20 protein-coding genes and 1 pseudogene are annotated in these 21,380 nt (G+C 59.4%); 13 read left to right on the forward strand and 8 right to left on the reverse strand.

From position 1 onward, the window contains the following. Positions 1-10: 10 nt before the first annotated feature. From RHIBR816_RS0132110 to RHIBR816_RS0132120, 3 genes are read right to left on the reverse strand one after another with little or no spacing between them, the layout of a single operon-like run. Positions 11-1,288 carry a DUF4417 domain-containing protein gene (locus RHIBR816_RS0132110; protein WP_157628291.1) on the reverse strand — a complete coding sequence of 426 codons (1,278 nt, stop codon included), beginning with the start codon at positions 1,286-1,288 and terminating at the stop codon, positions 11-13. Next, complete coding sequence (locus RHIBR816_RS0132115) at positions 1,285-1,635, reverse strand: hypothetical protein (protein WP_018240694.1); 351 nt, start codon at positions 1,633-1,635, stop codon at positions 1,285-1,287. Before RHIBR816_RS0132115 ends, RHIBR816_RS0132110 begins: the two co-directional genes overlap by 4 nt. After that, positions 1,635-2,198: an STAS-like domain-containing protein gene (locus RHIBR816_RS0132120; protein WP_245262785.1), complete on the reverse strand. Its 564-nt coding sequence runs from the start codon at positions 2,196-2,198 to the stop codon at positions 1,635-1,637. The genes RHIBR816_RS0132115 and RHIBR816_RS0132120 overlap by 1 nt, the downstream gene beginning before the upstream one ends. Before the next feature lie 322 nt (positions 2,199-2,520). Between RHIBR816_RS0132120 and RHIBR816_RS0132125 the strand changes: the two genes are divergently transcribed. Further along, the gene (locus tag RHIBR816_RS0132125) at positions 2,521-3,111 is read left to right on the forward strand and encodes a helix-turn-helix domain-containing protein (RefSeq protein ID WP_018240696.1); all 591 of its coding nucleotides are present in this window, start codon (positions 2,521-2,523) and stop codon (positions 3,109-3,111) included. Next, complete coding sequence (locus tag RHIBR816_RS0132130; protein WP_018240697.1) at positions 3,104-4,333, forward strand: type II toxin-antitoxin system HipA family toxin; 1,230 nt, start codon at positions 3,104-3,106, stop codon at positions 4,331-4,333. The genes RHIBR816_RS0132125 and RHIBR816_RS0132130 overlap by 8 nt, the downstream gene beginning before the upstream one ends. 1,206 nt (positions 4,334-5,539) lie before the next feature. On the opposite strand, the gene RHIBR816_RS0132135 is transcribed toward RHIBR816_RS0132130, so the two are convergent. After that, positions 5,540-8,077 carry a methyl-accepting chemotaxis protein gene (locus RHIBR816_RS0132135; protein WP_018240698.1) on the reverse strand — a complete coding sequence of 846 codons (2,538 nt, stop codon included), beginning with the start codon at positions 8,075-8,077 and terminating at the stop codon, positions 5,540-5,542. A gap of 406 nt (positions 8,078-8,483) precedes the next feature. On the opposite strand from RHIBR816_RS0132135, the gene RHIBR816_RS0132140 reads away from it, so the two are divergent. Next, positions 8,484-10,481, forward strand: coding sequence for a DNA/RNA non-specific endonuclease (locus tag RHIBR816_RS0132140; RefSeq protein ID WP_018240699.1), 1,998 nt, complete (start codon positions 8,484-8,486; stop codon positions 10,479-10,481). Positions 10,482-11,018: 537 nt separating this feature from the next. Then, positions 11,019-11,687, forward strand: coding sequence for a hypothetical protein (locus RHIBR816_RS35000; protein WP_018240700.1), 669 nt, complete (start codon positions 11,019-11,021; stop codon positions 11,685-11,687). 62 nt (positions 11,688-11,749) lie between these two features. Here the strand turns inward: RHIBR816_RS35000 and RHIBR816_RS0132150 are convergent, their stop codons facing one another. The 3 genes from RHIBR816_RS0132150 to RHIBR816_RS37815 form a co-directional block, all read right to left on the reverse strand. Beyond that, complete coding sequence (locus tag RHIBR816_RS0132150; RefSeq protein ID WP_026187679.1) at positions 11,750-11,956, reverse strand: hypothetical protein; 207 nt, start codon at positions 11,954-11,956, stop codon at positions 11,750-11,752. A gap of 372 nt (positions 11,957-12,328) precedes the next feature. Next, the gene (locus tag RHIBR816_RS35005) at positions 12,329-13,045 is read right to left on the reverse strand and encodes a LysR substrate-binding domain-containing protein (RefSeq protein ID WP_157628292.1); all 717 of its coding nucleotides are present in this window, start codon (positions 13,043-13,045) and stop codon (positions 12,329-12,331) included. Beyond that, entirely contained in the window at positions 13,042-13,227 is a 186-nt protein-coding gene (locus RHIBR816_RS37815) for a LysR family transcriptional regulator (protein WP_157628293.1), read from the reverse strand. Before RHIBR816_RS37815 ends, RHIBR816_RS35005 begins: the two co-directional genes overlap by 4 nt. Before the next feature lie 357 nt (positions 13,228-13,584). Here RHIBR816_RS37815 and RHIBR816_RS0132160 point away from each other — a divergent pair, with 357 nt between their 5' ends. From RHIBR816_RS0132160 to RHIBR816_RS0132185, 6 genes are all read left to right on the forward strand, one after another. Further along, positions 13,585-14,382, forward strand: a complete 798-nt coding sequence (locus RHIBR816_RS0132160) for an amino acid ABC transporter ATP-binding protein (protein WP_018240702.1) — start codon at positions 13,585-13,587, stop codon at positions 14,380-14,382. 13 nt (positions 14,383-14,395) lie between these two features. Next, positions 14,396-15,055: an ABC transporter permease gene (locus tag RHIBR816_RS0132165; RefSeq protein ID WP_018240703.1), complete on the forward strand. Its 660-nt coding sequence runs from the start codon at positions 14,396-14,398 to the stop codon at positions 15,053-15,055. Positions 15,056-15,066: 11 nt separating this feature from the next. Then, positions 15,067-15,798, forward strand: a complete 732-nt coding sequence (locus tag RHIBR816_RS0132170; protein WP_018240704.1) for an ABC transporter permease — start codon at positions 15,067-15,069, stop codon at positions 15,796-15,798. Then, complete coding sequence (gene alr, locus RHIBR816_RS35010; protein ID WP_084811380.1) at positions 15,731-16,951, forward strand: alanine racemase; 1,221 nt, start codon at positions 15,731-15,733, stop codon at positions 16,949-16,951. Before RHIBR816_RS0132170 ends, alr begins: the two co-directional genes overlap by 68 nt. A 1-nt stretch (position 16,952) precedes the next feature. Continuing rightward, entirely contained in the window at positions 16,953-17,798 is an 846-nt protein-coding gene (locus RHIBR816_RS0132180) for a transporter substrate-binding domain-containing protein (RefSeq protein ID WP_018240706.1), read from the forward strand. 67 nt (positions 17,799-17,865) lie between these two features. Continuing rightward, positions 17,866-19,101: a CapA family protein gene (locus RHIBR816_RS0132185; protein WP_018240707.1), complete on the forward strand. Its 1,236-nt coding sequence runs from the start codon at positions 17,866-17,868 to the stop codon at positions 19,099-19,101. 83 nt (positions 19,102-19,184) lie between these two features. Here RHIBR816_RS0132185 and RHIBR816_RS35015 read toward each other — a convergent pair. Next, a pseudogene (locus RHIBR816_RS35015) lies at positions 19,185-19,759 on the reverse strand (recombinase family protein). A gap of 38 nt (positions 19,760-19,797) precedes the next feature. Between RHIBR816_RS35015 and RHIBR816_RS0132195 the strand changes: the two are divergent. Genes RHIBR816_RS0132195 through tnpB form a run of 3 tightly spaced genes read left to right on the forward strand, consistent with a single transcriptional unit; the run spans position 19,798 to position 21,366 of the window. After that, positions 19,798-20,610: a DUF4158 domain-containing protein gene (locus tag RHIBR816_RS0132195; protein ID WP_084811381.1), complete on the forward strand. Its 813-nt coding sequence runs from the start codon at positions 19,798-19,800 to the stop codon at positions 20,608-20,610. 34 nt (positions 20,611-20,644) lie between these two features. Next, the gene (locus RHIBR816_RS0132200; RefSeq protein ID WP_018240708.1) at positions 20,645-21,016 is read left to right on the forward strand and encodes a transposase; all 372 of its coding nucleotides are present in this window, start codon (positions 20,645-20,647) and stop codon (positions 21,014-21,016) included. Then, positions 21,013-21,366: an IS66 family insertion sequence element accessory protein TnpB gene (tnpB, locus tag RHIBR816_RS0132205; protein ID WP_018240709.1), complete on the forward strand. Its 354-nt coding sequence runs from the start codon at positions 21,013-21,015 to the stop codon at positions 21,364-21,366. The genes RHIBR816_RS0132200 and tnpB overlap by 4 nt, the downstream gene beginning before the upstream one ends. Positions 21,367-21,380 lie beyond the last annotated feature (14 nt).

Here is a 21,380-nt window from a genome sequence, read left to right on the forward strand (position 1 = left end):
GAATGGCGACCTACGCTTTCGCAGCGGGGATCACGTTCTCACGCTTAGCGGTGACAATTTGAGTCCGAATGGCAAACTGAGCATTGTCAAAAAAGCTGATTTGCCCGGTTTCATTGTCACGGTTCGGTGTAACGTCTCGCGTGCGTCGAACAAATCGGATCGGCTTTGACGTTTTTTGCATCGCCATCTCCATTGCCACGCGCACGACCTTGACGTTATGAGCCAGAAGCTCGTCAAGGGATGCCCCTATTTCCGTCGGTGAAGGCGCCCAATGCAAGCGTCCTGCTTCATCAAAATATGCGCGGCGTCGACGCTGCGTCCGTGAAAATGAGTGTGTTTCAAGTAGCGTTACCCGACGGAACGCCTGCGTCAGCTGCGGCAGTACGTGAAGCCCGCCACGGACGACGATATCGAGCGGCCGGCCAACCCGGCGGGCAAGCGACATCAGCTGCGATGTATGAAAGGCGATACGTTCACCGCGACCGCAGCCGGTTGCGAATTCAAAGGCAACCACGCCAATCTCAGGGCGTTCCCGGATAAGCGCGGCCCAGCGACTGTAGTCATGCTCGGTACGGGCATTCACATGAAGCGCCGCGGGTAAACCCGCCGCGGTAAACTCGCTCCAGACCATAAAAATCCGCTTCATAGCGTGCAAATTGTCTGTTCTTGGAACATCAGTGAGTACGCTGTAGTTCGGCGCCGTCACCATCGTTAGCCCAAGTTCGCGAAGTTGTGCGATCAAGGCAGGCCGGTTATCCAGTTCCCACCACCGCTCGATAATGCGGTCCTTGTCAACGCCGCTCACGACTATCGAAGCCTCGGCCGGCACCAGAAACCGCGCCGATAGTTCGCCCCGCGTGCGAACATGCAATTGTCCGCTCCCCAAATCGACAAGTTCGCAGAGGGGGATGGCGACGACGGGTTCATTGAGCGGCATGGCTCGGCTGTATTTGTGATGGATGAATGGCACGACGGGCGGCAGACTGGGCACCGGCAACTCCTCAAAACGCGGCAGTTTGCTCAGCTCAAAGCCGTCGATCTCACGCATCCGCGCAACGAAATGTGCCGGGTTGAAGCGGCAAACCATGTCGCACTTCGACTTGTCGGAGCAGGTGCACAAGTCGTGGCAATCTAGAAAAATCCCGGCCTCCGTGTGAAGGCCGCCGCAGACGCCGAAATCTCTACAGCCGCGGCAGCCCAGCGCTGGCGCATGCACGGCGGGGTCATCCCAAAGCTGTTGCGGCTGCCGGAATACGCGTGACGGTTCATGGGCAGGACGTACGCTCATTTGAAATTCACCTCCGCTGTATCGCCAAAAAGCCCAACGTGCGTCACATGAGCTTCGATGAAGCCTTTGCCCGCTACGATGGCAGCCGAAACTTCACTGCTCGGGTTGCGGATGCGCCCGACCCGGTGCAGTCCCCTTGTCACCGCAAGCTCATTGCTGCCCCGCTCGACGATGCAAGTGTCACCAAGGTCGATACGCGTTCCCGGCGCCAATTCGACCGTTACGCTGTGGCTCGTCTCTGTGATCGAAAGGTCGAACAGCGTTGGTCCCTTTAGGCGATCAAGGCCACCATTCCAGCGCTTTTTCCACGATTTACCGGTATTTCTGCGTATGTAATCGAGACCCATTAGCCAACCTCCAACAGCGGCATAAAGCTCTTCGTTTTGCCAACACGGCGTTCAACAACAAGGCCCTTTGCCGCTAGCGACGCGAGGCGATTGTTCCAGGCAGTAGGCTTAATTGCCTCATCTTTACCAAGCGCCGCGAGCTGCGGGGCGGTCGCTTCTCCCAGACCCTTTATAAGTTCAAATGTCGCACGAAGAACGGGCTCAAGCTCACCCACCAACTTGATATCGGCGAGAGCGCCATCGTCATCGCGAGTGCATGACCAAAATACGTCGCCTCGTTGCCGAGCAAAGAAATCTAACTCTTCGACCACTGACAGTCCCGCGTTCGCTATTACGGGATAAAAGTTCGCCTGACCGCTCCGGGCGAAGTCGCGAAAGCCGACGACGCATTCTCGAAGAAATGAGGACGTGGCCACTTCGACACCAGCGAAATCGAGGAAGACCATCTTGCCGCTCGCTTCCGGCTGAACCGTTGCGATGAGATCGGCCAGCACCTTCCGCCCGAGCAAACTGCCAGTCAGTATGCTTTTGCCGTCAGACAAGTCGAGTATCGAAATTTGCACGCTCACTTCCTTCACTTTTCAAAATGAATATAATGAGGCGGAAGCTTAACATCAAGAGCCATGATGAAAGAAATTGTGAAGCTTTCATAAAGGCGCGCCGTCGCTGAGCTAGGGTCTACGCAGGTTGAACGGTTGAACTGCTGCGCGCACTGGTGGCTATAGGAGCTGGTGAGTAATTGTGAGTCCTAAGACTGCAGCCTGATATAGGATTGCATATAGTTCACCATAATGATACGGTTTTATATATCAACATTGCGTCGTTCTGTAGGATTCGCTATATATTATCATGTATGGTTCGCCTCGTACGATACAGGATAATGATATGGCATATAAAACGGAGCATATAACGCAGCAGCTGCGCGCTGCGCGCGAAGCGCAGAAAATGAGCCAGCGCGAGCTGAGCGCACGATCAGGCCTCACGCAAAGCCATATTTCTCAGATAGAACGGGGCACCATGGAGCCCGGGCTTGGCAGCCTAGTGGATGCGGCGCGCGCGCTCGACCTTGAGGTTATTCTTGCCCCGAAAAAACTGATGCCGGCGATCCGCAACATCCTCGATAGTACATCCGTATCGACTGATGTCCTGACATCGGACCAGCGCAAACTGGTGGGGCGCCTTGATCGGTGGTTTGCGCAGCACAGAGGCGCCTTCGCTAGTGCTTCCGAGGCAGATACATTCAAAGACAGTCTCGCGCTCTTAAGGCATCTTCCTCTGCCGGCCGAGGAGATGGACACATTCAAAGAGGCGACTGCACGCCTCGACCGGTGGCAGGACGATCCTCCGTCCCGTCAGGAACTGAGCAGGATCGCACATGCCGTAAGACAGATACGCAACGCCGCTGTGCACCGCGACCGTGACGCGGTGGTCCCTCGCTCGGCCTATGCGCTGGATGAGGAAGACGATAATGCCTAAGGTCACGGTCCTCGATGTCAGACTGTATGGTCAACCGGTTGCGACCCTTACAAACCTGCAGGACGGGCGCACCATCCTCGCGTTCAACGATGCTTATATCGAGGACGAAAAGCGGCCGACGCTTAGCCTGTCCCTGAAAGACCCGTTCGGTGCGCTCATCACGAAGTTCAGGCCGTACAACATGGTGGTCCCGCCCTTCTTCTCCAACCTACTGCCGGAAGGACCGCTGCGCAAATACCTCGCTGGTCGTGCGGGTGTGAAGCCATCGCGGGAATTCTTCCTGCTCTGGATGCTCGGCCGCGACCTGCCTGGGGCTGTGACGGTGCATCCCTCCGAAGGGGATGACGCGCCTCCGGATGACGAGCGGGCTATCGTTGAAGCTCGGCCGAACGCGCTACGCTTTTCGTTGGCGGGTGTGCAGCTGAAATTCTCGGCCTTTAAGAACGACAAAAAGGGCGGCGGCTTGACCATTCCGGCCGAGGGCACGGGTGGCTCGTGGATCGTCAAGCTGCCCTCTCAGCAATATAGCGGCGTGCCCGAGAACGAGTTCGCGATGATGACCATCGCCCGCATGATGGGCACGGACGTGCCCGAGATCCAGCTGGTTGATCTCGATGCCGTGAGCGGTCTGCCGCAAGGCGTGGGCGAGCTGCACGGGCAGGCGCTGGCGATCAAGCGTTTTGACCGCACGCCGGAGGGACCGGTGCATATCGAGGATTTTGCTCAGGTCTTCGGCGTCTTTCCCGACCATAAATACGATAAGGGCAATTACCGGATGATCGGCCGCGTGCTGGGGATCGAAACCAGCACGGCCGACGTGGCGGAATTCATCCGGCGGCTAGTCTTCAGCACGCTAATCGGCAATGGCGACATGCACCTGAAGAACTGGTCGCTCATCTATCCTGATCGCCGCACCCCTGCGCTCTCACCAGCGTATGACCTGTTGTCGACTATCCCTTACATCGAGGGGGAAGATACGGCGGCGCTCAATTTCTCCCGCACAAAAAAGATGGCGGCGCTGTCGAAGGACGAGCTCGCGCATCTGGCTGCGAAAGCGGAGCTTTCCGAGAAGCTGGTGATCGACACCGCGCGCGAGACGGTTGAACGTTTTAGGGCGGTATGGGACGCGGAAAAGAAGAACCTGCCGATAACAGCCAAGGTCGCCGACACGATCGATACGCACGCACCGACGGTCGAGCTGTATCGCGAGTTCGCGAAGTAGTGCCTCGCGGCTCGGCCTTCAACTTATCGAGACTTGCTGCATATTCAAGGCGTTAGCCCATCCAAACAGACCGGCCATTGGTTCGATTCCCTTCAAGACCAGCAACCAGACCTGACGGGTCGATCGGCTAGCGCTGGCCCGGCAGGTAATGGCTGCGGCTTGTCGGTAGGCCGACTCTCCAATGCCCGAGTTGCCGATCCGGTGAGCCTGCGGCGCTGATATGTGCCGGCACGATCGCTAAGTTTATCGCGGCGTCGCTCGCGGGCGGCCGGACGCTAAGGAGCTTAATCTGCGTGGCATGCAGGGTGAGGTTTTAGGGCAATCGTAGAGCAGGCAGAGCCTACCTACAAACATGCCGAATACCTAGCGCGCTTCAATCGCCTCGGTGAGAAAACGAAATCCGGCGCCAGCCGACGTCATCTGCCCCTGAGGTGACGGACGTCCTTGTGGGGTCGTGACAGAGGCTCCAGACAACGACGATGAGCAAGTAGTTTTTGGAGCTGACATGCCGGCGCGAATGTCCATGACCGGGAAGCAAGGGAGGCTCTGCCGAGGTTACAGGAACGGAAGATAAGGTCTTGCGACACCATGCACTCCAGCACCGTTAGATCACTAAGCGCCCAAAGGAATGCCAATAATAAGCGCCAGACCTTGGAGCACCGCGGGGGTGATTTGAAATTGCCGCTACGTGCCCCCCCCATCGCGTTCTTGCCCGTTACCTCGATGAGAAGCCCGCGCTTCACGAGCGGGTCGATGGTCTGAACAATCCGCCCCTGGTCAGCCCGGTACTGTCCACGAGCCGGGTCAGGGTAATTGGCGAACTTTCCAGATGTCATTGCCCGACACATCGGATTTCCATGAAACTCGATATCGCGGGGGGGCACTGAATCCGCTGCGATAGGGTCAATTTGCGGTCCCAACCAATGGGTCGGACGTTCGAAGACGCTAAATCCGGCGAGAACGAAATAATCCGACCTTGGATCGTGTGAGTGACCTCACTGATCCAAATAGAGCAGGTACAACAGATCCCCCTCAACGAGAAAGCGGACCGCATGCGGTCCGCTCGAATTCGGTAAGCCGAGTGAAACAATCGTTCAACGCACCGACGGATCAGCGCTCTCGACTATGGTGCCAGATAAATCGATTGCCGCTGCCTTTTCAAGAGGGCAACGAGCCGCGGGAGGTCGATCGGACTACGCACATCATTCAGGCCGCCCTCATTGTTTCCGATTGGTTGCCGTTGTTCTCACCAAGATCGAACCGGTCGACGAGTTCCTTGAGGTAGTCCGCCTCGCCCGACAGGGTCCAGCTCGCGGCTTCGGTTTCCTCGGCCATGGCCGCATTGCTCTGCGTCAACTGGTCGAGCCGGGTGATCGCGCCATTGACCTCGGCGATCGAGGCGGCCTGCTCCCGGCTCGACAGCGCAATCGCCTCGATCTCAGTCGAGATGCCGAGGATGTGGTTGGAGATATCCATGAGCGCTGCTCCGGTTTCGGCGACCAGGCCGGCGCCTGTGCCGACTTCGGCGGTGGCATTTCCGATCAGCGTGGCAATCTCCCTGGCGGCCCCGGCGGAGCGCTGCGCAAGCTCCCGCACCTCCTGTGCGACGACGGCAAACCCCTTGCCGGCTTCGCCAGCGCGCGCCGCCTCGATCCCCGCATTGAGCGCCAACAGGTTGATCTGGAAGGCGATGTCGTCGATGACCTCGATGATGCTGCCGATCCGGCTGGAGGCAGCCTCGATGCGCCCCATCGCCTCAGTCGCATTGCCGACGACAACGGTAGACCGGTCGGCTCCCTGCTTTGCCTTCGAAACGGTGCGGTCGGCATTCGCCGCCTGGTCCGCCGCCTTGCGGATCGTGGCAGCGATCTGGTCGACGGCTGCGGCCGTTTCTTCGAGCGACGCGGCTTGCTCTTCGGTGCGGCCCGAGAGCGCTTTGGCCCCCTCGGCCATCTGACGGCCGCTTCCCTGAATTACTGATGAAGTCGTGCGGATGTCGACAAGGGTTTGCCGCAAGCCGGCGACGGCGGCGTTGAAATCGGTGCGCAGCTTGTCGAGCGTCGGGGCAAAGGGTGCTTCGATCGTAAAGGTCAGCCGGCCCTTCGCCATGGCGTCGAGCCCGTCCGCCAAGGCATCGACGGCGAAGGCGACTTCGGCATCGCGGCGGGATTTGTCCGCCTCGTTGCGGCCACGTTCGGCGTCGGCTGCGGCGCGTTCCTGCTCGGACCGCTGTTCGAGAACGACCTTCGCCTTCGCATTGGTCTTGAAGACGGCAAGCGCACGCGCCATCTCGCCGATCTCGTCGGCACGGTTCTGATTGCCGACAGCCGTGTCGAGCATGCCGCCGGCGAGGTTGCGCATCGCCTGGGTGATCTGGCCGATTGGTCCCTTCAACGTAAGCACCAGCGCCGCTCCGCAAACCAGCGCGATGATCACGCCCAGCGCCATCGCACCGACGGACAGCATGTTGGCATCCTGGCTCTGGCGGCCGGCCGCGCTCTGCTGCAGATCGGCGAACAGCGAAAGCTCATTGCCGATCTGGTCGATCTCGGCGGCGGCGCCCTCAAATTGCTCGGCTCGCTTGCCGGTGGCGTCGACGAGTTCAGTCGTGGACTGCTCAATCCTGTCGAAAGACGGCGCGAGCTTTGCCGACTGCTCCCCGGCGAAAGCGAGCTCGCCCGCCGATCCGGTCAGCGCAAAGAGTGCTTTCCGGCATTCCGCGAGATGCGTCGCGAGCGTCGACTGCTTTTCCACTGAGCGGTCGAGCATGAACTCGGCAAGCGCGATGCGGGTCAGGTAGATGGCATCAGTGAGATGCCGCGTGTCCTGGATCACGAGCCCGGCCTTGGCGAGCGAGGTCCCGAGCTCATCGAACGTGGCGGACACGTCCTGCATCTTCAGGGTCGCCGCCGCTTCGAGCGGCTCCTTCAGCGTTTTGAACTCAGCGAAGACATCGACGATTTTCTGGATGTTTTCCGGCTGGCGCGCCGTGTCGTCCACGAGCGCCTTTAATGCCTTCGCGCTGCCCGAGAATGCCTTGCCCAGCGATTTGGAATTTTTCGGTAATGCCACCGAAAGCAGCTTCTGGTGGACCTTCAGGTCGCCCATTGCCGCGGCGAGCCGCTGATACCCTGCGCTGTCATCCTTGCGTGCGGCAAATGCGTCTCCCAGCGCAGCAACAAAGCTTGTCGCCGAGAGGATCTTCTGCACGTCGCGCAATTTCTGCTTGGCGTCGTCTTCCTGGGACCTGAATGACGTGTCATACGCGGCGGCGGCGGCGAGCAGATCCGTCTGCGACGTGTTGATGACGTCCAGCGCGTCCTTGATGCCGGCCTCGAGCCGCGCTTCATCGGCATGCAGCGCCCAGAGGTCGTCCATCCGGCCGCTGATCGCGGCGAGTGCTGTCGAGGCGCTGTCGAGCTCCGCCCAGCCTTCGGATTGAGGCGTCAGGCGTGCACGGGCGGCGTCGAGCGCGCTGCGCTGCTCCTCGAGCCGCGTAAAGACGAGCCCCCGGTTCTCGTCGGTCGTCTGATCGAGGAAGCTGATCATCGCGACATAGACATCCTTGAAGCCACGCAGCGATGCCGCAACGTCATTGGATATCGCCATGCGGTTCTGCAGCAGCCCCGATGCCAATATCCCGGTCACACCGACCGCCGTAATGCTCATGATGAAGGGCAATACCAGCAGCATCACCTTCGTACGGATTTTGAAGCGCGAGAGGAGACGATCGACCCAGCCCATGAGACATCCCTGAATTATAATGAAGTAGCAGTCGCGATTGTGCGTCGCAGCATCGCCCCATCGATAGGTGGGCATCGGATAACAATTCGATAACGGCGGGGCGAATAAACCCACATGTCACGCAATATTCACACAAGGTAATTTATATTACTTTTCAAACACCTCGCGCCCACATGGCCGCCGCAGCTAACAGCGTCAGAGGTGAGCCGGCGGACGTCTGCTGAGCCAATTGCCGAAGAACCGGCCTCTGGAAATTTATCACTGAGGTAACGCCGGCATGTGTGCGAGCGCCTTCCCGCATTCGATGCTTAAACCTGACGCGCTGTCCTTCAATACCAGGAGGGATCGTCACGCCATTGTTGTTTGCGCGCTGTAGCCTCTCGCCAGAGTTGGAAAGGGGCTGGCAATGGAAATTTCAAAATTCGCTGACGAACAACTGGTCGATGAAATCGCCGCGGGCCGCGAGGCGACGCCCGAGGTGGACCCCATGCGGTTGATCGAGCAAGTCGTCCACCGGGCGAGGGCCGGTGCCGGCGTGAATTTCGACGTTTTCGAGTCCCTCATCGGCGCAAACGATCTCGTCGAAATCAACTATCTCGAGCGTGGTCTGATGGCAGCCCGCGCCGTCTGCAGGATCAATGTCGCCGCGCCTGTGGGCGATGGCAGCGACTGGGGGACAGGGTTTCTGATCGGCCCGCGACTGCTGTTGACCAACAACCACGTCATCGACTCGCCTGAAGACGCTCTCAAGGCAACGGTCGAGTTCGGTTACGAACTCGACGCCGAAGGCCGTCTGAAGCGCACGACCCGCTTCCGCCTTTCCCCGCAAGACGGTTTCGTGACCAGCCCAAAGGATGCCCTCGACTATACGATCGTCGCGATCGCCGAAAGCAGTGAGGATGGCGCCACGCCGATCTCGGATCTTGGTTTTCTGCGCCTCGACGCACGCACGGGCAAGACGGAGGTCGGCCAGTACGCGACGATCATTCAGCATCCCGATGCCAAGACAAAGCGCATCTCGCTCCGGGAAAACAAGTTCGTCAAATATGGCGACGACGCGGATCCGGAACGCGACAACTTCCTCTGGTACTCGTCCGACACCGCCAACGGATCTTCGGGCGCGGCCGTGTTCACCGATGCATGGCAGGTGGTTTGCTTGCATCACGCAGGTGTTCCTGACCGCAGCATGATCGATGGTGAGGAACACTGGGCGCTGACCGACAAGACCACCGCGCCGGCCCGCATCGCCATCAACCTGCCCGTTGAGAAAGTGAAGTGGCTCGCCAACGAAGGCGTTCGCATTTCCAAGCTGATCGCTGACGTTCAACAGCGGACTGCAGTTCCCGGCTTCGCGCGCTCGACTCTGGTCGATGACCTTATCGCTGATGCGACCGGGGTGAAGCCGTTTGCCGGCACAGCGCCAGCAGAGAGCATCATCGGTCCACCGCTCATCGCCGCCGCACCGGCCTTGCGGCTTGTAGCTGCCGAGGCCAGACGCCGGCCGACGCGGCATACCCATCCGGCCAATTACTTCGATGGACGCGTAGGCTATCAGCCAAAATTCCTGCCCGTCGAAATCGCGCTTCCGACGCTTGGGGCCAATGCGCTGCGGCATGGAACGCCTGCGAAGGTCGCCGGCGCTATCGATGACGTTCTGCGCTACCAGCATTTTTCTGTCGTCTTGAACGCCGATCCCAAACGCAAGATGGCCTATTACACGGCCGTGAATATCGACGGTGCCCGCTGGACGAACCTGGAACGGGGAAATGACGTGTGGTTTTACGATCCGCGCGTGCCCGAGGAACTGCAAAACGGCGACGAGCTCTATGGCAACGAGCCTGTTCCCTCGAAGAACTATTTCGACCGCGGTCACCTGGTGCGCCGCCTCGATCCGGTTTGGGGAGAGATCCGCGTCGCCAAACAGGCAAATGACGACACGTTTCAGTGGACCAATTGCTCGCCGCAATATTGGGGCTTCAATCAGGGCGCCGATCTGTGGCAGGGGCTGGAGAATTTCCTGCTCTACAACACCGACGACGAGGATGTGCAGGCGTCCGTCTTCTCCGGCCCGCTCTTCCGCTCGGACGATGAAGAGCAAAGGGGAATTCTGATCCCGCAGTTTTTCTGGAAGGTGATTGCCGTCACCGACAAGAACGAGAGACTCTTTACCAGCGGCTACATGGTCAGCCAGCAGGATTATGCGCTCAACATTCCGTTCGAACGCCTGCCGATCGGTCCGAACAGCACAAAACCGGGTCAGAATTTCCAGGTGCCGGTGGCAAAAATCGTCGAAGACACGGGTATCGTTTTTGCGGACGACGTTCTCACCGCCGACGTCTATTCCGGGCCGTCAACCGGTCGAGCATTGCGGACCGTCGCGGATATCGAGCATCCACGGCGGTGATCGTGCAAAGCCGCACTTCATCCAAGGTTGTTTCAAGGGTTCGCGGTCGCCTCGTTCAGTCAAGGGTCGCCAGTTGCGCGGCCGGCCCTCTGATCGCCCGCGAGGATCTGACTCCCTGGACGTCCCGCGGAGTGTCTACCAATCGGGCCTGTTCGGGAGGGACATTCGGCTTCTCGACGGATGTTCTCTGTTCACGCTCGCGATCGCATGGCGTGGAACGGTCATAGCATTGCGAAAGGCCGCTTCTGACCGCCGCCGGAGCCGGCCTGACGGGCGGCGCCTCAATCGTCGTGACCTAAACTCGAAGGGGCATGGTGATGGCAGAGGCGCACCGATGCACCGGCTTCAAGCAGCCGAACCGTTAGCCTGATCTCTCATCCCTTAATTAGCGATTTTTCATACTTGACTATGACATTCACCTTTAAATAGAAGAAGCCGAGCGCTGGCGGAATCACTTCGATGGCGTTCCGCTTTGAGTTTCAATGAGAAATGAGTCGGTGCTGCGCAATTGGCATGCCCTCGCTCCGAGGTGCGTGTGTGTTCGCGCGCGCCTTTCGGGAGGACAAGAAATTGAACGGTCTTGAGTCTTTGTTGTCTTTCACGCCGGCGCTGCAGCCGCAAAGCCTATCCTATGTCCGGACGTTCCTGAGGCTCGTCCATTTCGCCGGCCTGGTCATCGGATTTGGCGGGGCCGTGTTTCTCGATCTGTTCATCGCGCGCTATCGCCGCATGACCATGACGGCAGAGCTTATCAGCAACATCGAGTGGGTCAGCCGGTTTGTCGCCCTGGGTCTCCTGTTGCTGTGGATTTCCGGCGCCGGATTCCTCCTACTCTATCAGATGAGTGAGCCGGAAAAGCTGATGAACCCAAAAATCTGGGCCAAGGTCACCATCGTCGCCATTCTGTCAATCAACGGCTTTGCCATTCACCGGCTTGTCCTGCCGTTCCTTCGCCGGCGGATTGGAAGTCAACTGCTGGCGGGACTGAAACCGAGGACGAAAGTCGCGCTGATCTGGTGCGGTGTTGTCTCTGCGGTATCCTGGAGCGTGCCCGTGGTGCTCGGCGCTGCACCGCAGCTCAATTTTGCCGTACCGTGCACCGCCATCCTGGGCGCCTACGCTCTGGCGTTGGCTCAGGCTTTCCTGATCGCTGTCTTTGTGCTGCGAGACAGAGGCGAAGTCGCGAAGGTATCTGGACCATGCTAAAAAATTGGCCTGCAAGACCTCTCCGCTGAACAGGAAACATTCGTCGCCAAACGCGCCGAACCTCAAGACAGCCCTGCGACAATTGTTAAGCCGAAATCATCACGAATCCCGGCCTGATAGGCAGCAATCAGCTTTGCAGCGAGCGCTTCGGCCTCTTCTGACTTACGCGACAATGCCCGCCTTTGCAGTTCGAGGTGGAGTGCGCTTTCGATCATTTCCAATTCCTCGGATCCAAGTGGATCGAAACTCAAGGGTCGCGTGAAATCCATCGTATCCCCTCTGACGATGCCGATGCGGCGCCGATTGAATATCTAGGCTGGTTGATCGAGATCGCCAGCCCTCTGACGATTCGCTGTGACGGCGTCACGACACGAAAGTACCGAATCTGTCCGGACTTTTGAGAACGTATCCAGGACTCAAGTTGCAAATAGAAGGCAAGAGGAGATCGGCTGCTCGGCAGGTTTTGCGAAGCAGTTGGATCGGCTGAAGCTGGACAGGGCTGGAGGTGGAACTCAGAGACGACGGTTGATCAGACTCTCATTCCCTCCCGCAAAAGCCCTTGCTTAGACGGCGTTTCCTATCGGTGTACTGCGCAGGCGCAAGTGCATTACTTTCAGTTTGCTCGGGCGTTGCGTGCTTCACTAATCCGCGGTTTTTGGCTTATCCTCAGCGCACTCGACGAGAACATTGACTGTATCCTGCAATATAGGTCCAAGATGCCGACCCTTTTGCCAGAACACGACATAGTGATACAGGGCGCTCGGCTCGAAGGGGCGGATCTCGACGGGAAAAGACGCAAACTGCCGGGCCGCAAAAGTGTTGCTGCTCGAAATGCCGAGCCCAGCGGCGACGAAGCTGACCTCCTGGCCGATAATGTCCACCTGGATAGCCAAATGCGGCTCTACGCCCATGTATCTCAGGGCGTTTTCGTTCATGAGATGCGATTGCATCTGCGGTTCGATATCCGCAAGCGGTTCGCCGACCAAGTCTTCCGGTCTGATGATGTCCTTTTGCGACAACCGGTGGGCCGGGTGGAAAATGCAGACATTCGTCGCCGTCGTCGCCGGGCGCCAGTCGAAGACGTTTTCATCCAGTGGCAGCCGGGCAAGCCCGAGGTCCGCACGTCCTTGGAGCACGTGGTCCGCCACCTCCCGATAGGTGCCGGATTTTAGGTGGACCGCCGCGATCGGCTGGCGTGAACGCAGCTTACGGATGGCCTCAGGAAGAAGTTGGAGCGAGAAGACATGTGGCGCCGCGATGCTGATCGTGTCGCTGTCGATGCCCTTCAGGGAGGAGACAGTCCTAGCGATCCTTTCCATCTGCACGAAGGTCGCATCGGCATCGCGAAAGAGGGTCATCGTTTGTCCCGCACGAACAGTTGCACGCCAAGCAGGGCCTCCAACTGCTTGATCTGCTGGCTGACGGCAGGCTGGGTGATGTCGAGGGCCTTCGCGGCCGCCCGCTCCGAGCCTGTTCTGACGACCTCGCGCAGAATCTGAAGCTGGCGGAGCGTGACGCCTGTCCCTGCGATTACCACCATGGTGTTTTCTCCCGCGCGCGCGCCGATTGTAGCTCTGCATGTGCAAAGATCGACTTATACCTGTTTAGAGCGGAGCTCTTCATATCTGGCCGGATGACAGTCTCAATATATAAGTCACGCTTATCGACTAATAATCTTGCTTATAAATTGACGCGGTTAAAACTAAAGGCAATTCTGACTTCAGAACGCCGCGCCAACTGACATCGGGCGTCCCCGGAACGCAAAGTGTTCCGATATATCGAAATTCGTAACCGAAAGGGTGGTGCCGCTCCATGCGTGCAGCAAGGGCGTTGTCGTGTCCAGCATTCGGCGCAGCTGGCGCAGGCGGCAGGACGTCTTCTGCGAGGACATGGGACGATGCATGAACCGACGGTGAAAGAGCTGCCGGCACACGGCGTTCGCGCCGAGCGCATCGAAAAGCGGCTCGGCGGCAACGACGTCCTGCGCGGTGTTGACCTCATCGTTAGGACCGGCGAGATCCTCTCGATCCTCGGCAGCAGCGGTTCGGGCAAGAGCACACTTCTCCGGTGCCTCAATCTTCTGACCGTTCCCGATAGCGGCGACATCTGGGTGCATGGCGAGAAGCTGGCGATCCGATCCGAATCCCAGCATGGCGGGCAGGCCGAAATCCTCGACCATCGGCAGGTTCGAAGGGTGCGAGCTTCCATGGGCATGGTATTCCAGAGCTTCAATCTCTGGCCTCACATGACGGCACTTGAGAACGTCACGGAAGGCCCCGTCCTCGTAAAGGGAATACGGCGCAATGCAGCTGCCGATCTCGGGCGGCACTACCTTGCCAAGGTCGGGCTATCGGACAAGGCGGGCGCGTATCCGCGCCATCTATCCGGCGGCCAGCAGCAGCGCGTGGCGATTGCCCGGGCGCTTGCGATGGAGCCGCGCGTCTTGCTCTTCGACGAGCCGACTTCGGCGCTCGATCCGGAGCTGGTGGGCGAGGTGCTACGCGTCATGGCGACGCTTGCGGACGAGGGGCGCACCATGGTGATCGTCACCCACGAATTGGCCTTCGCACGCGAGGTGTCGACACGCGCGGCCTTCATGCACCGCGGGCTCATCGAAGAGGAGAGCCCGTCGCAGAAATTCTTCTCCTCTCCCGTCTCCGGCCGCCTTCGCAGCTTTCTCGCCTCACATCGATAGAAGGATTTCGCACATGGACGGTTTCATGCTGCAGTTTGTGAACGGGCTGAAGACGACGGTACTGCTGGCACTTGTCAGCGGCGCGCTCGGCATGGCGCTCGGATTGCTTGCCGCCGCAGGACGGCTGTCGCGGTGGAGGGCGGTAAGCGTGATGGTTGGTTTCTACACGACGATTATTCGCGGCGTTCCTGAACTCATCATCATTCTGCTGATCTATTTCGGTGGAACGGTCGCCATCAGCGCCTTCTTCGGCCGCTATGTCGAGGTCAACGCGTTCCTCGCTGGGGTCGTCTCCCTCACCGTTGTCTTCGGCGCCTATACGGCAGAAATTTTTCGAGGCGCCGTGCTCAGCATACCAACAGGACAGATCGAGGCGGCCCGTTCGCTCGGGTTGCACCCATGGCAGGCCTGGCTGCTGGTCATCCTTCCGCAAATGCTGCGCATTGCTCTGCCGGCCCTTGCAAATCAATGGATCTCCCTCGTCAAGGAAACGTCACTGATCTCGATCGTCGGACTGACCGATATCATGCGCGTCGCCGCCATCGGCGCGGGCTCGTTGCGGGCGCCGCTGACATTCTATCTCGCGGCATCGGCTCTCTATCTCGCGCTGACCAGTTTGGCGCTGGTCATCTTCAATCTCCTCGAACGGCGTTTCGCCGTTCCCGGACGGTGAGGCGCCACGTCATGGATATTACACTCCTCCTCACCAGCACGGTCACGCTCGCCAGCGGCATTCCGCTGACGCTCCTCCTGACCGCCGCATCGCTCCTGGCAGGACTCGTCCTCGCCGTGCCCCTAGCCTTCATGCGAGCGTCGTCCCGGAAGTGGCTCTCTCTGCCTGTGCTCGCCTATACCTATGGTTTTCGCGGCACGCCGCTGCTTGTCCAGCTCTTCATCATCTATTACGGCTTGGGCCAGATCGGCATCATTCGCTCAAGCGTCCTTTGGGTCCTACTGCGCGATCCTTTCTGGTGCTGCCTGCTGGCCTTTTCCCTCAACAGTGCCGCCTACACGACGGAGATTTTTCGCGGCGGCATCCAGGCCGTGGCCACCGGCCTGGTCGAGGCGGCACAGGCGGTCGGAATGTCGCCATTGCAGATCAAGCGCCGGATCATCTTCCCGATCGCCTTTAGAAGCGTTCTTCCATCCTATGCAAACGAGGTTATCAGCCTCGTCAAAGCGACGTCGCTCGCCAGCACTGTGACCCTGCTGGAGATAACCGGACTTTCGCGCAAATTGGTTTCAGAAACTTTTGCGCCCTACGAGATCTTCATTGCCGCCGGCGTACTCTATCTCGGTCTGACATTCCTTCTGACCGGCTTTTTCCACGCCTTAGAGGGTCGGTTGAATGCCGCTCCGCGGGCAAAAACCCCCCTGGGCCGGGTCGCCTTGCAGCAGGTGGCTCATGAACAATAGTCCCTTCGAAAACCCATCGCAGCTCTGTGAGACCGCCTGGCGTGAAATCGACCTGTCTGCCGTAGCGTCCAACTACCGCGCCATTCGAGAGGCTATCAGCCCTAACACAAAAATCTTCGCCTGCCTGAAGCAGGACGCCTACGGATGCGGGGCGGGGAAGGTTGCTTCCATCTTGTCCGCGGCGGGCGTCGACGCCTTCGGCGTGGTGTCCATTGCCGAAGCCATCGCCGTCCGAAAGGCTGCGCCAGGAAAACCGATCCTCATGTATCCGGGTATTGGCCCGAACGCTGCCGATCTTGTCCGCGACCTCGATCTGACGATTTCAATTTCCGGCGAAGAGGATCTGGCCGGCTGGCTATCGACTGGCGCTCCGCTCAAGATCTTCGTGAAGGTCGATCTGGGTTTTTGGCGCGCCGGTGTAGCTCCTTCCGATCTTCGACGCTTGACGGATCTATGCACCTCGCAAAGCACTGTCACCGTTGACGGTCTCTATGCCCATCTCAGCGAGTTCGGCGACGCCGGTTCCTCGGCACTGGCGCAGGTCGCGCGACTGACGCCGCTCCTACAAGGGCTGAAGGCGGAGGGGCAGCTTCCCGCAACCGTCATGGTCTCAAGCAGCGAAACCCTGCTTAGTCATCCGGAATTCGACATGGACGCGGTCGATCCTGGTGCGCTTATCTTTGGACTGACACGTTCCCGCACCGGGCGCAGAGTCCTGTCCAGCCGCCCGGCTCTGTCGGCGATCAAGGCGAGGATCGTTGCGCTCAAGACGTGCGACGACAGTATGGGGGTGCCTCCGAACCTGCCAGGGTACCACCCGGCCATGCGCCTGGCGGTGCTGGGGATCGGCTGGGGGCATGGCGTGCCGCGCAACCTAGGCTCCTCGGCGTCGGTGCTCGTCAGAGGACGGCGCGCGCAGATCGTCCCGCCGATCCACCTCGAGCATCTCCGCATCGATGTCACGAATATTCCCGAAGCGACGCTCGGGGATGTAGCGGTCCTGCTCGGCTCGTCGGGCGCAGACCGCATCACGCTGCCGGAACTCGCAGAAGCCTGGAACACGGACGAAACGGGTGTTGGCTGTGGCCTCCGGGAAAGCTTACAGCGAATAGACATCGCATCAATCGAAACCGAACCAAGAAAAGGGGAATAACATGAGACGACATCTGACTTGTGCCGTCACGGCCTTCCTGTTCGTCGCCGGTCTTGCCCATGCCGAGGAGCGAACGGCGATCACGATTGCCTCGGAAGGAGCCTCGCCGCCGTGGGACTATATCGACGAAAATGGCGCGCTCGTCGGCTTCGACATCGACGTCGGCAATGAGCTCTGCGCCCGGATGAAATTGCAATGCACCTTCGTCGCCCAGGATTGGGACGGCATCATCCCCAGCCTTCTGGTGAAGAAATACGATGCAATCATCGCCGGCATGTCGATCACGGAAAAGCGCAAGAAATCGATTTCCTTCTCCGTTCCCTATGCAGTTGCGCCGAACCAGATCGTCATGCGGCGGGCTCTGGACCTGCCGCCGAGCGACATCGAAGCGAAGCTGAACCTGACGGACATCGACGCGACGAAGAAGGAGACCATCGAAAAACTGCGCCAAAGCCTGACGGGCAAGACTCTCGGGGTCCTTCGCTCGTCCAATTCGGAGGCTGTCGTCCAGGAACTCTTCGGCGACATTGCGGAGGTGCGCAGCTATGACAGTCAGGAGAATCTGAAGCTCGACCTCACCTCCGAGCGCATTGACGGCGGCTTGGGGGACTACCTGCAATGGAAGCAGTTTCTCGGCACACCAGAGGGCAAGGCGGTCAAATTTTTCGGCCCGCAGCTTTCAGGCGGCACATGGGGCCCCGGCGTTGGTGTCGGCCTTCGCAAGGAGGATGCCGATCTCGTCGGAAACTTCGACAAGGCGATCGAAGCGGCTGTCAAGGACGGCGCGCTGGCAAAAATCAGCCAAAAATGGTTCGGTCAGGATATTTCCCCGCAGCTAGCGAAGTGACCGCTCCCCAGCTATTTCCGGCGGCCTACCGGCCGCCGCCTCTGAATTCATCTCCAAGGTTGTTACCATGTCTTCACCGTTCACGCTTGTCCTGACCGGGCAATCTCTCATTCATCATGATGTTCGGCAGGTTTCGGACGAAGGTTTCTCGGCGATCAAGGCGTTGATCCGGCAGGCCGACATCGCCTTCACGAATTTCGAGACCACGATTTTGGGACGGCATGGTGGATGGCCGATGAAGGGCTCCTACTTCGGCTGTTCGGCACCCGTGGTGCTGGATGCGCTAGAACATATCGGCTTTAACGCCCTGGCGCTCTCCAACAACCACGCCTTCGATCTCGGCCCTTCTGGCGTTCTGTCGACGCTCGACGAGGTGGCGGAGAGAGGATTTCTTCACGCCGGCATCGGTGTCGATGCCGCGGATGCTCGCCGGCCGGGATTGAAGACCTTCGGCACAAGGCAGGTGGCACTCGTTGCCATGGACGCCGGACCAGGCCCGGCGACGATGTACGCCGCCGACGCGACGGACCGACGTCCTGCCCGGCCGGGTGTCAACGGGCTCGACGTTTCAAGGTTGTTCGAGGTTGATAGCGGTGGTTTTGCAGCCCTGACCGGCATTCAGGAGACTTTCCAGAGCAACTATATGGAACGAGCCAACTATGCCCAGCCGCACGATCCGGTCGACCTGAGATCCGATGACGAGATCGATTTCTATGGCACGGTCTTTCGCCGGGCTTCTGAGAACAGGCGCAGGATTCTCGTAGACGAGGCGAGCCTGCAAGGCCACCTGTCCGCGATCAGCCGGGCCGCGTCGGAGGGGGCATTCGTTATCGCCTATCTCCACCATCACCATTGGGAACCGAACTGGCGGGAAGTTCCCGGCTGGGTTCAATCCCTTGCGCGTGCTTGCGTTGATGCGGGGGCTGGCGCCTTCGTCAGCCATGGCGCACCGGTCATGCAGCCGATTGAAATCTACCGTGGTGCGCCGATCTTTTTCGGGCTCGGCAACTTCCTGTTCCACTTGCATGAAGGCGAGGTCGAGTGGAGCGCGCCGGAGGTTTGGAAAAGTGTTGTGGCAACCTGCCGTTTCGATCCTAACGCTCGGTTGCAGTCGGTCGATCTCCATCCCGTCGTCATTGGAGGCGAGCCGTTAGACGCCCAAAATTATCATGAGCGCATCGTGCCGGTTCCAGCGCCGAAGACTCTAGCAGCTGAGATGATCGATGATCTGGCAGCCCGCTCAAGATCGCATGGCGTGTCAATCACTCTAGAAAAAGGTTATGGCATGATAGGAGGCTGCTAGCGATGACCTTCGAGGCACGCCTCCGATTGTCATCACAATATCAGAGTGGTGAATCTGTCCGACTTTTGAGAAGTATCTGGAACTCAGGTTGGTTTAACCGTGGATGTCGTTGATTTTTCGGCCCTGAGAGCTTCGTAGAGGGCGGTTTTCCCGATTTTGACGCGGGCCGCGGCTTCCCGGACGTTCAAACCGGCCGCCAGATGCTGACGGGCTTTGGCAAGCTTCTCCGGGGTTACGACGACTTGTCGGCCACCGCGTCGGCCGCGCTCCTCTGCGGCTTGCAGACCGGCACGTGTTCGTTCCCGGATCAGATCACGCTCAAACTGCGCCAGTGCCCCAAACAGATGGAAGACCAGACGGCCGCCGGACGTCGTGGTGTCGATATTTTCAGTGATGGACCGGAAGCCGACGCCTTGGCCTCGAGTTCGATCTCGATGAGGTGTTTCATCGATCGGCCGAGGCGGTCGAGCTTCCAGACTGTGAGCGTGTCGCCATCTCGAGAATAGCGAATGGCTTCCGCCAGTCCTGGCCGGTCGGTCTTCACGCCTGACGCTTTGTCTTCGAACAGCTTCTCGCAGCCAGCTTTCTGCAAGGCGTCGAGTTGCAGAGCCGTATCCTGATCCCCAGTGGAGACCCTCGCATAGCATATCGCGGTCATGTGCTGTGATTTGTCCGCTTTCTCATTGAATTCGGACAATGTCCGATTTGCCGTCCAATGGCAATGTTGACGGACAAAAACTGGGGAAGCCGAGAAACGGTCGTTTGTCGGACATGGATTTTCGAATTCGCTACGGTGTCCGCATCGAAACTGAAAGCAGAGACAATGGCACGAAGAGCACTGCTGAGAGAGAGATATGGTGGCAACAGGCGACAACCATCCCAGAGGACGAAAGGGAGATCGCCAAACATTGCACGCTGGACCGGCCGGATCTCGATCTGATCATGCGGCAGAACAAGGCTTCGAACAGGCTAGGCCTTGTCTGTGTCATGGCCCTGCTGCGATATCCCGGCCGACCGCTTGCGGATGGGGAGATCTTGCCAGCCGGCGTTTTGCGGTTTCTGGCACGGAAGATCGGTGTCGATCACCACGAGATCGAACGTTATTTCGAGCGCCCGCAGACCCGACGCGAGCATCTCGCCCTGCTTTTCGACAGGATGAAGTTGCGTCCTTTTGCGCCCGCGGACGTGAAAGCGCTCACAGGCTGGCTGACGCCTGCCACGCAAACGTTGCGCCAGGCCGATGCATTGGCAGACATGGTGGTCGAAGAATTGCGCCGTCGCCGCATTCTCCTGCCAGCGCGCCCCGCGCTTGAAGCTATCCTTCATTTGGCAATCCGGCGCGGGGTTCGCATCGCTCACCGGGCGCTGGCGGGCGGGTTGTCGGAGGGCCACAAGCTCGATCTGGACAGACTTCTTGACCCGCGTGAGGGGACAAGCGTCACCGTTCTCGCCTGGGCGGTACGCATCCGAGGTGGGCCGCCTTGTAGGAATTGTCGGATTTGGCACTGACTGTCCTTATTGACGTCAATACGGACAGTGCGGAATGGAACGACTTGAGATTATCGATTGCGGCCGGCGTCGTCGTTTTAGCAAAGAGATGAAGCTCCAGATTGTCGCGGAGAGCTATTCGGAACCTGGCTTGTGTGCGACGACGGCGCGGCGACATGGAATATCGCGTTCGCAGTTATATGAATGGCGCCGGCTCGCTCGAGCGTGGCAACTGGATGTTGCGTCGCCTGTGGGCGGCTTTGTGCCGGCGCTGCTTGTCCCAGAGGTAGAGCCGGTAGCAGGGTCGTTGCCGAACGCCGGCCGGATGGAGGTTGTCAGCGCCAACGGTCGTCGCGTGATCGTGGACCGCGATGTCGACGTTGAAGCGCTGCTTCGGGTCTTGCGTGGGTTGGAGGCGCAGCGATGAATCCGTTTCCGCTGGGAACAGGGGTCAAGGTCTGGCTTTCGACGGGCTATACGGACATGCGCTGTGGCTTTCCCTCCCTGGCGCTTCGGGTGCAGGAGGTTCTGCAGCATGATCCGTTGTCCGGGCATCTCTTCGTCTTCAGGGGGCGCAGATCGGATATTTTGAAGATCATCTGGCATGATGGTCTGGGTGCCTGCCTTTTTACCCGGCGGCTGGAGAAGGGCCGGTTTATCTGGCCGAATATGGAGGGCGGGGCGGTCGCGATCTCACCGGCGCAATTGTCCTATTTGTTGTCCGGGATCGACTGGCGCAATCCGCAGGAAACCTGGCGTCCGACACGGGTCGGATAACATTATTCCATTGA

This window comes from Ensifer sp. BR816 (assembly GCF_000378985.1).
Classification (GTDB): Bacteria; Pseudomonadota; Alphaproteobacteria; order Rhizobiales; family Rhizobiaceae; genus Sinorhizobium.

Coding starts and splice junctions, on each gene's coding strand:
- RHIBR816_RS0132125 (WP_018240696.1), top strand. CDS start 2,521: ATGGCATATAAAACGGAGCATATAACGCAGCAGCTGCGCGCTGCGCGC.
- tnpB (WP_018240709.1), top strand. CDS start 21,013: ATGAATCCGTTTCCGCTGGGAACAGGGGTCAAGGTCTGGCTTTCGACG.
- RHIBR816_RS0132185 (WP_018240707.1), top strand. CDS start 17,866: ATGTCTTCACCGTTCACGCTTGTCCTGACCGGGCAATCTCTCATTCAT.
- RHIBR816_RS0132140 (WP_018240699.1), top strand. CDS start 8,484: ATGGAAATTTCAAAATTCGCTGACGAACAACTGGTCGATGAAATCGCC.
- RHIBR816_RS0132195 (WP_084811381.1), top strand. CDS start 19,798: ATGTCCGATTTGCCGTCCAATGGCAATGTTGACGGACAAAAACTGGGG.
- RHIBR816_RS0132160 (WP_018240702.1), top strand. CDS start 13,585: ATGCATGAACCGACGGTGAAAGAGCTGCCGGCACACGGCGTTCGCGCC.
- RHIBR816_RS0132165 (WP_018240703.1), top strand. CDS start 14,396: ATGGACGGTTTCATGCTGCAGTTTGTGAACGGGCTGAAGACGACGGTA.
- RHIBR816_RS0132180 (WP_018240706.1), top strand. CDS start 16,953: ATGAGACGACATCTGACTTGTGCCGTCACGGCCTTCCTGTTCGTCGCC.
- RHIBR816_RS37815 (WP_157628293.1), bottom strand. CDS start 13,227: ATGGTGGTAATCGCAGGGACAGGCGTCACGCTCCGCCAGCTTCAGATT.
- RHIBR816_RS0132150 (WP_026187679.1), bottom strand. CDS start 11,956: ATGGATTTCACGCGACCCTTGAGTTTCGATCCACTTGGATCCGAGGAA.
- RHIBR816_RS0132200 (WP_018240708.1), top strand. CDS start 20,645: ATGGAACGACTTGAGATTATCGATTGCGGCCGGCGTCGTCGTTTTAGC.
- RHIBR816_RS0132110 (WP_157628291.1), bottom strand. CDS start 1,288: ATGAGCGTACGTCCTGCCCATGAACCGTCACGCGTATTCCGGCAGCCG.
- RHIBR816_RS0132130 (WP_018240697.1), top strand. CDS start 3,104: ATGCCTAAGGTCACGGTCCTCGATGTCAGACTGTATGGTCAACCGGTT.
- alr (WP_084811380.1), top strand. CDS start 15,731: ATGCCGCTCCGCGGGCAAAAACCCCCCTGGGCCGGGTCGCCTTGCAGC.
- RHIBR816_RS0132115 (WP_018240694.1), bottom strand. CDS start 1,635: ATGGGTCTCGATTACATACGCAGAAATACCGGTAAATCGTGGAAAAAG.
- RHIBR816_RS0132135 (WP_018240698.1), bottom strand. CDS start 8,077: ATGGGCTGGGTCGATCGTCTCCTCTCGCGCTTCAAAATCCGTACGAAG.
- RHIBR816_RS0132170 (WP_018240704.1), top strand. CDS start 15,067: ATGGATATTACACTCCTCCTCACCAGCACGGTCACGCTCGCCAGCGGC.
- RHIBR816_RS35005 (WP_157628292.1), bottom strand. CDS start 13,045: ATGACCCTCTTTCGCGATGCCGATGCGACCTTCGTGCAGATGGAAAGG.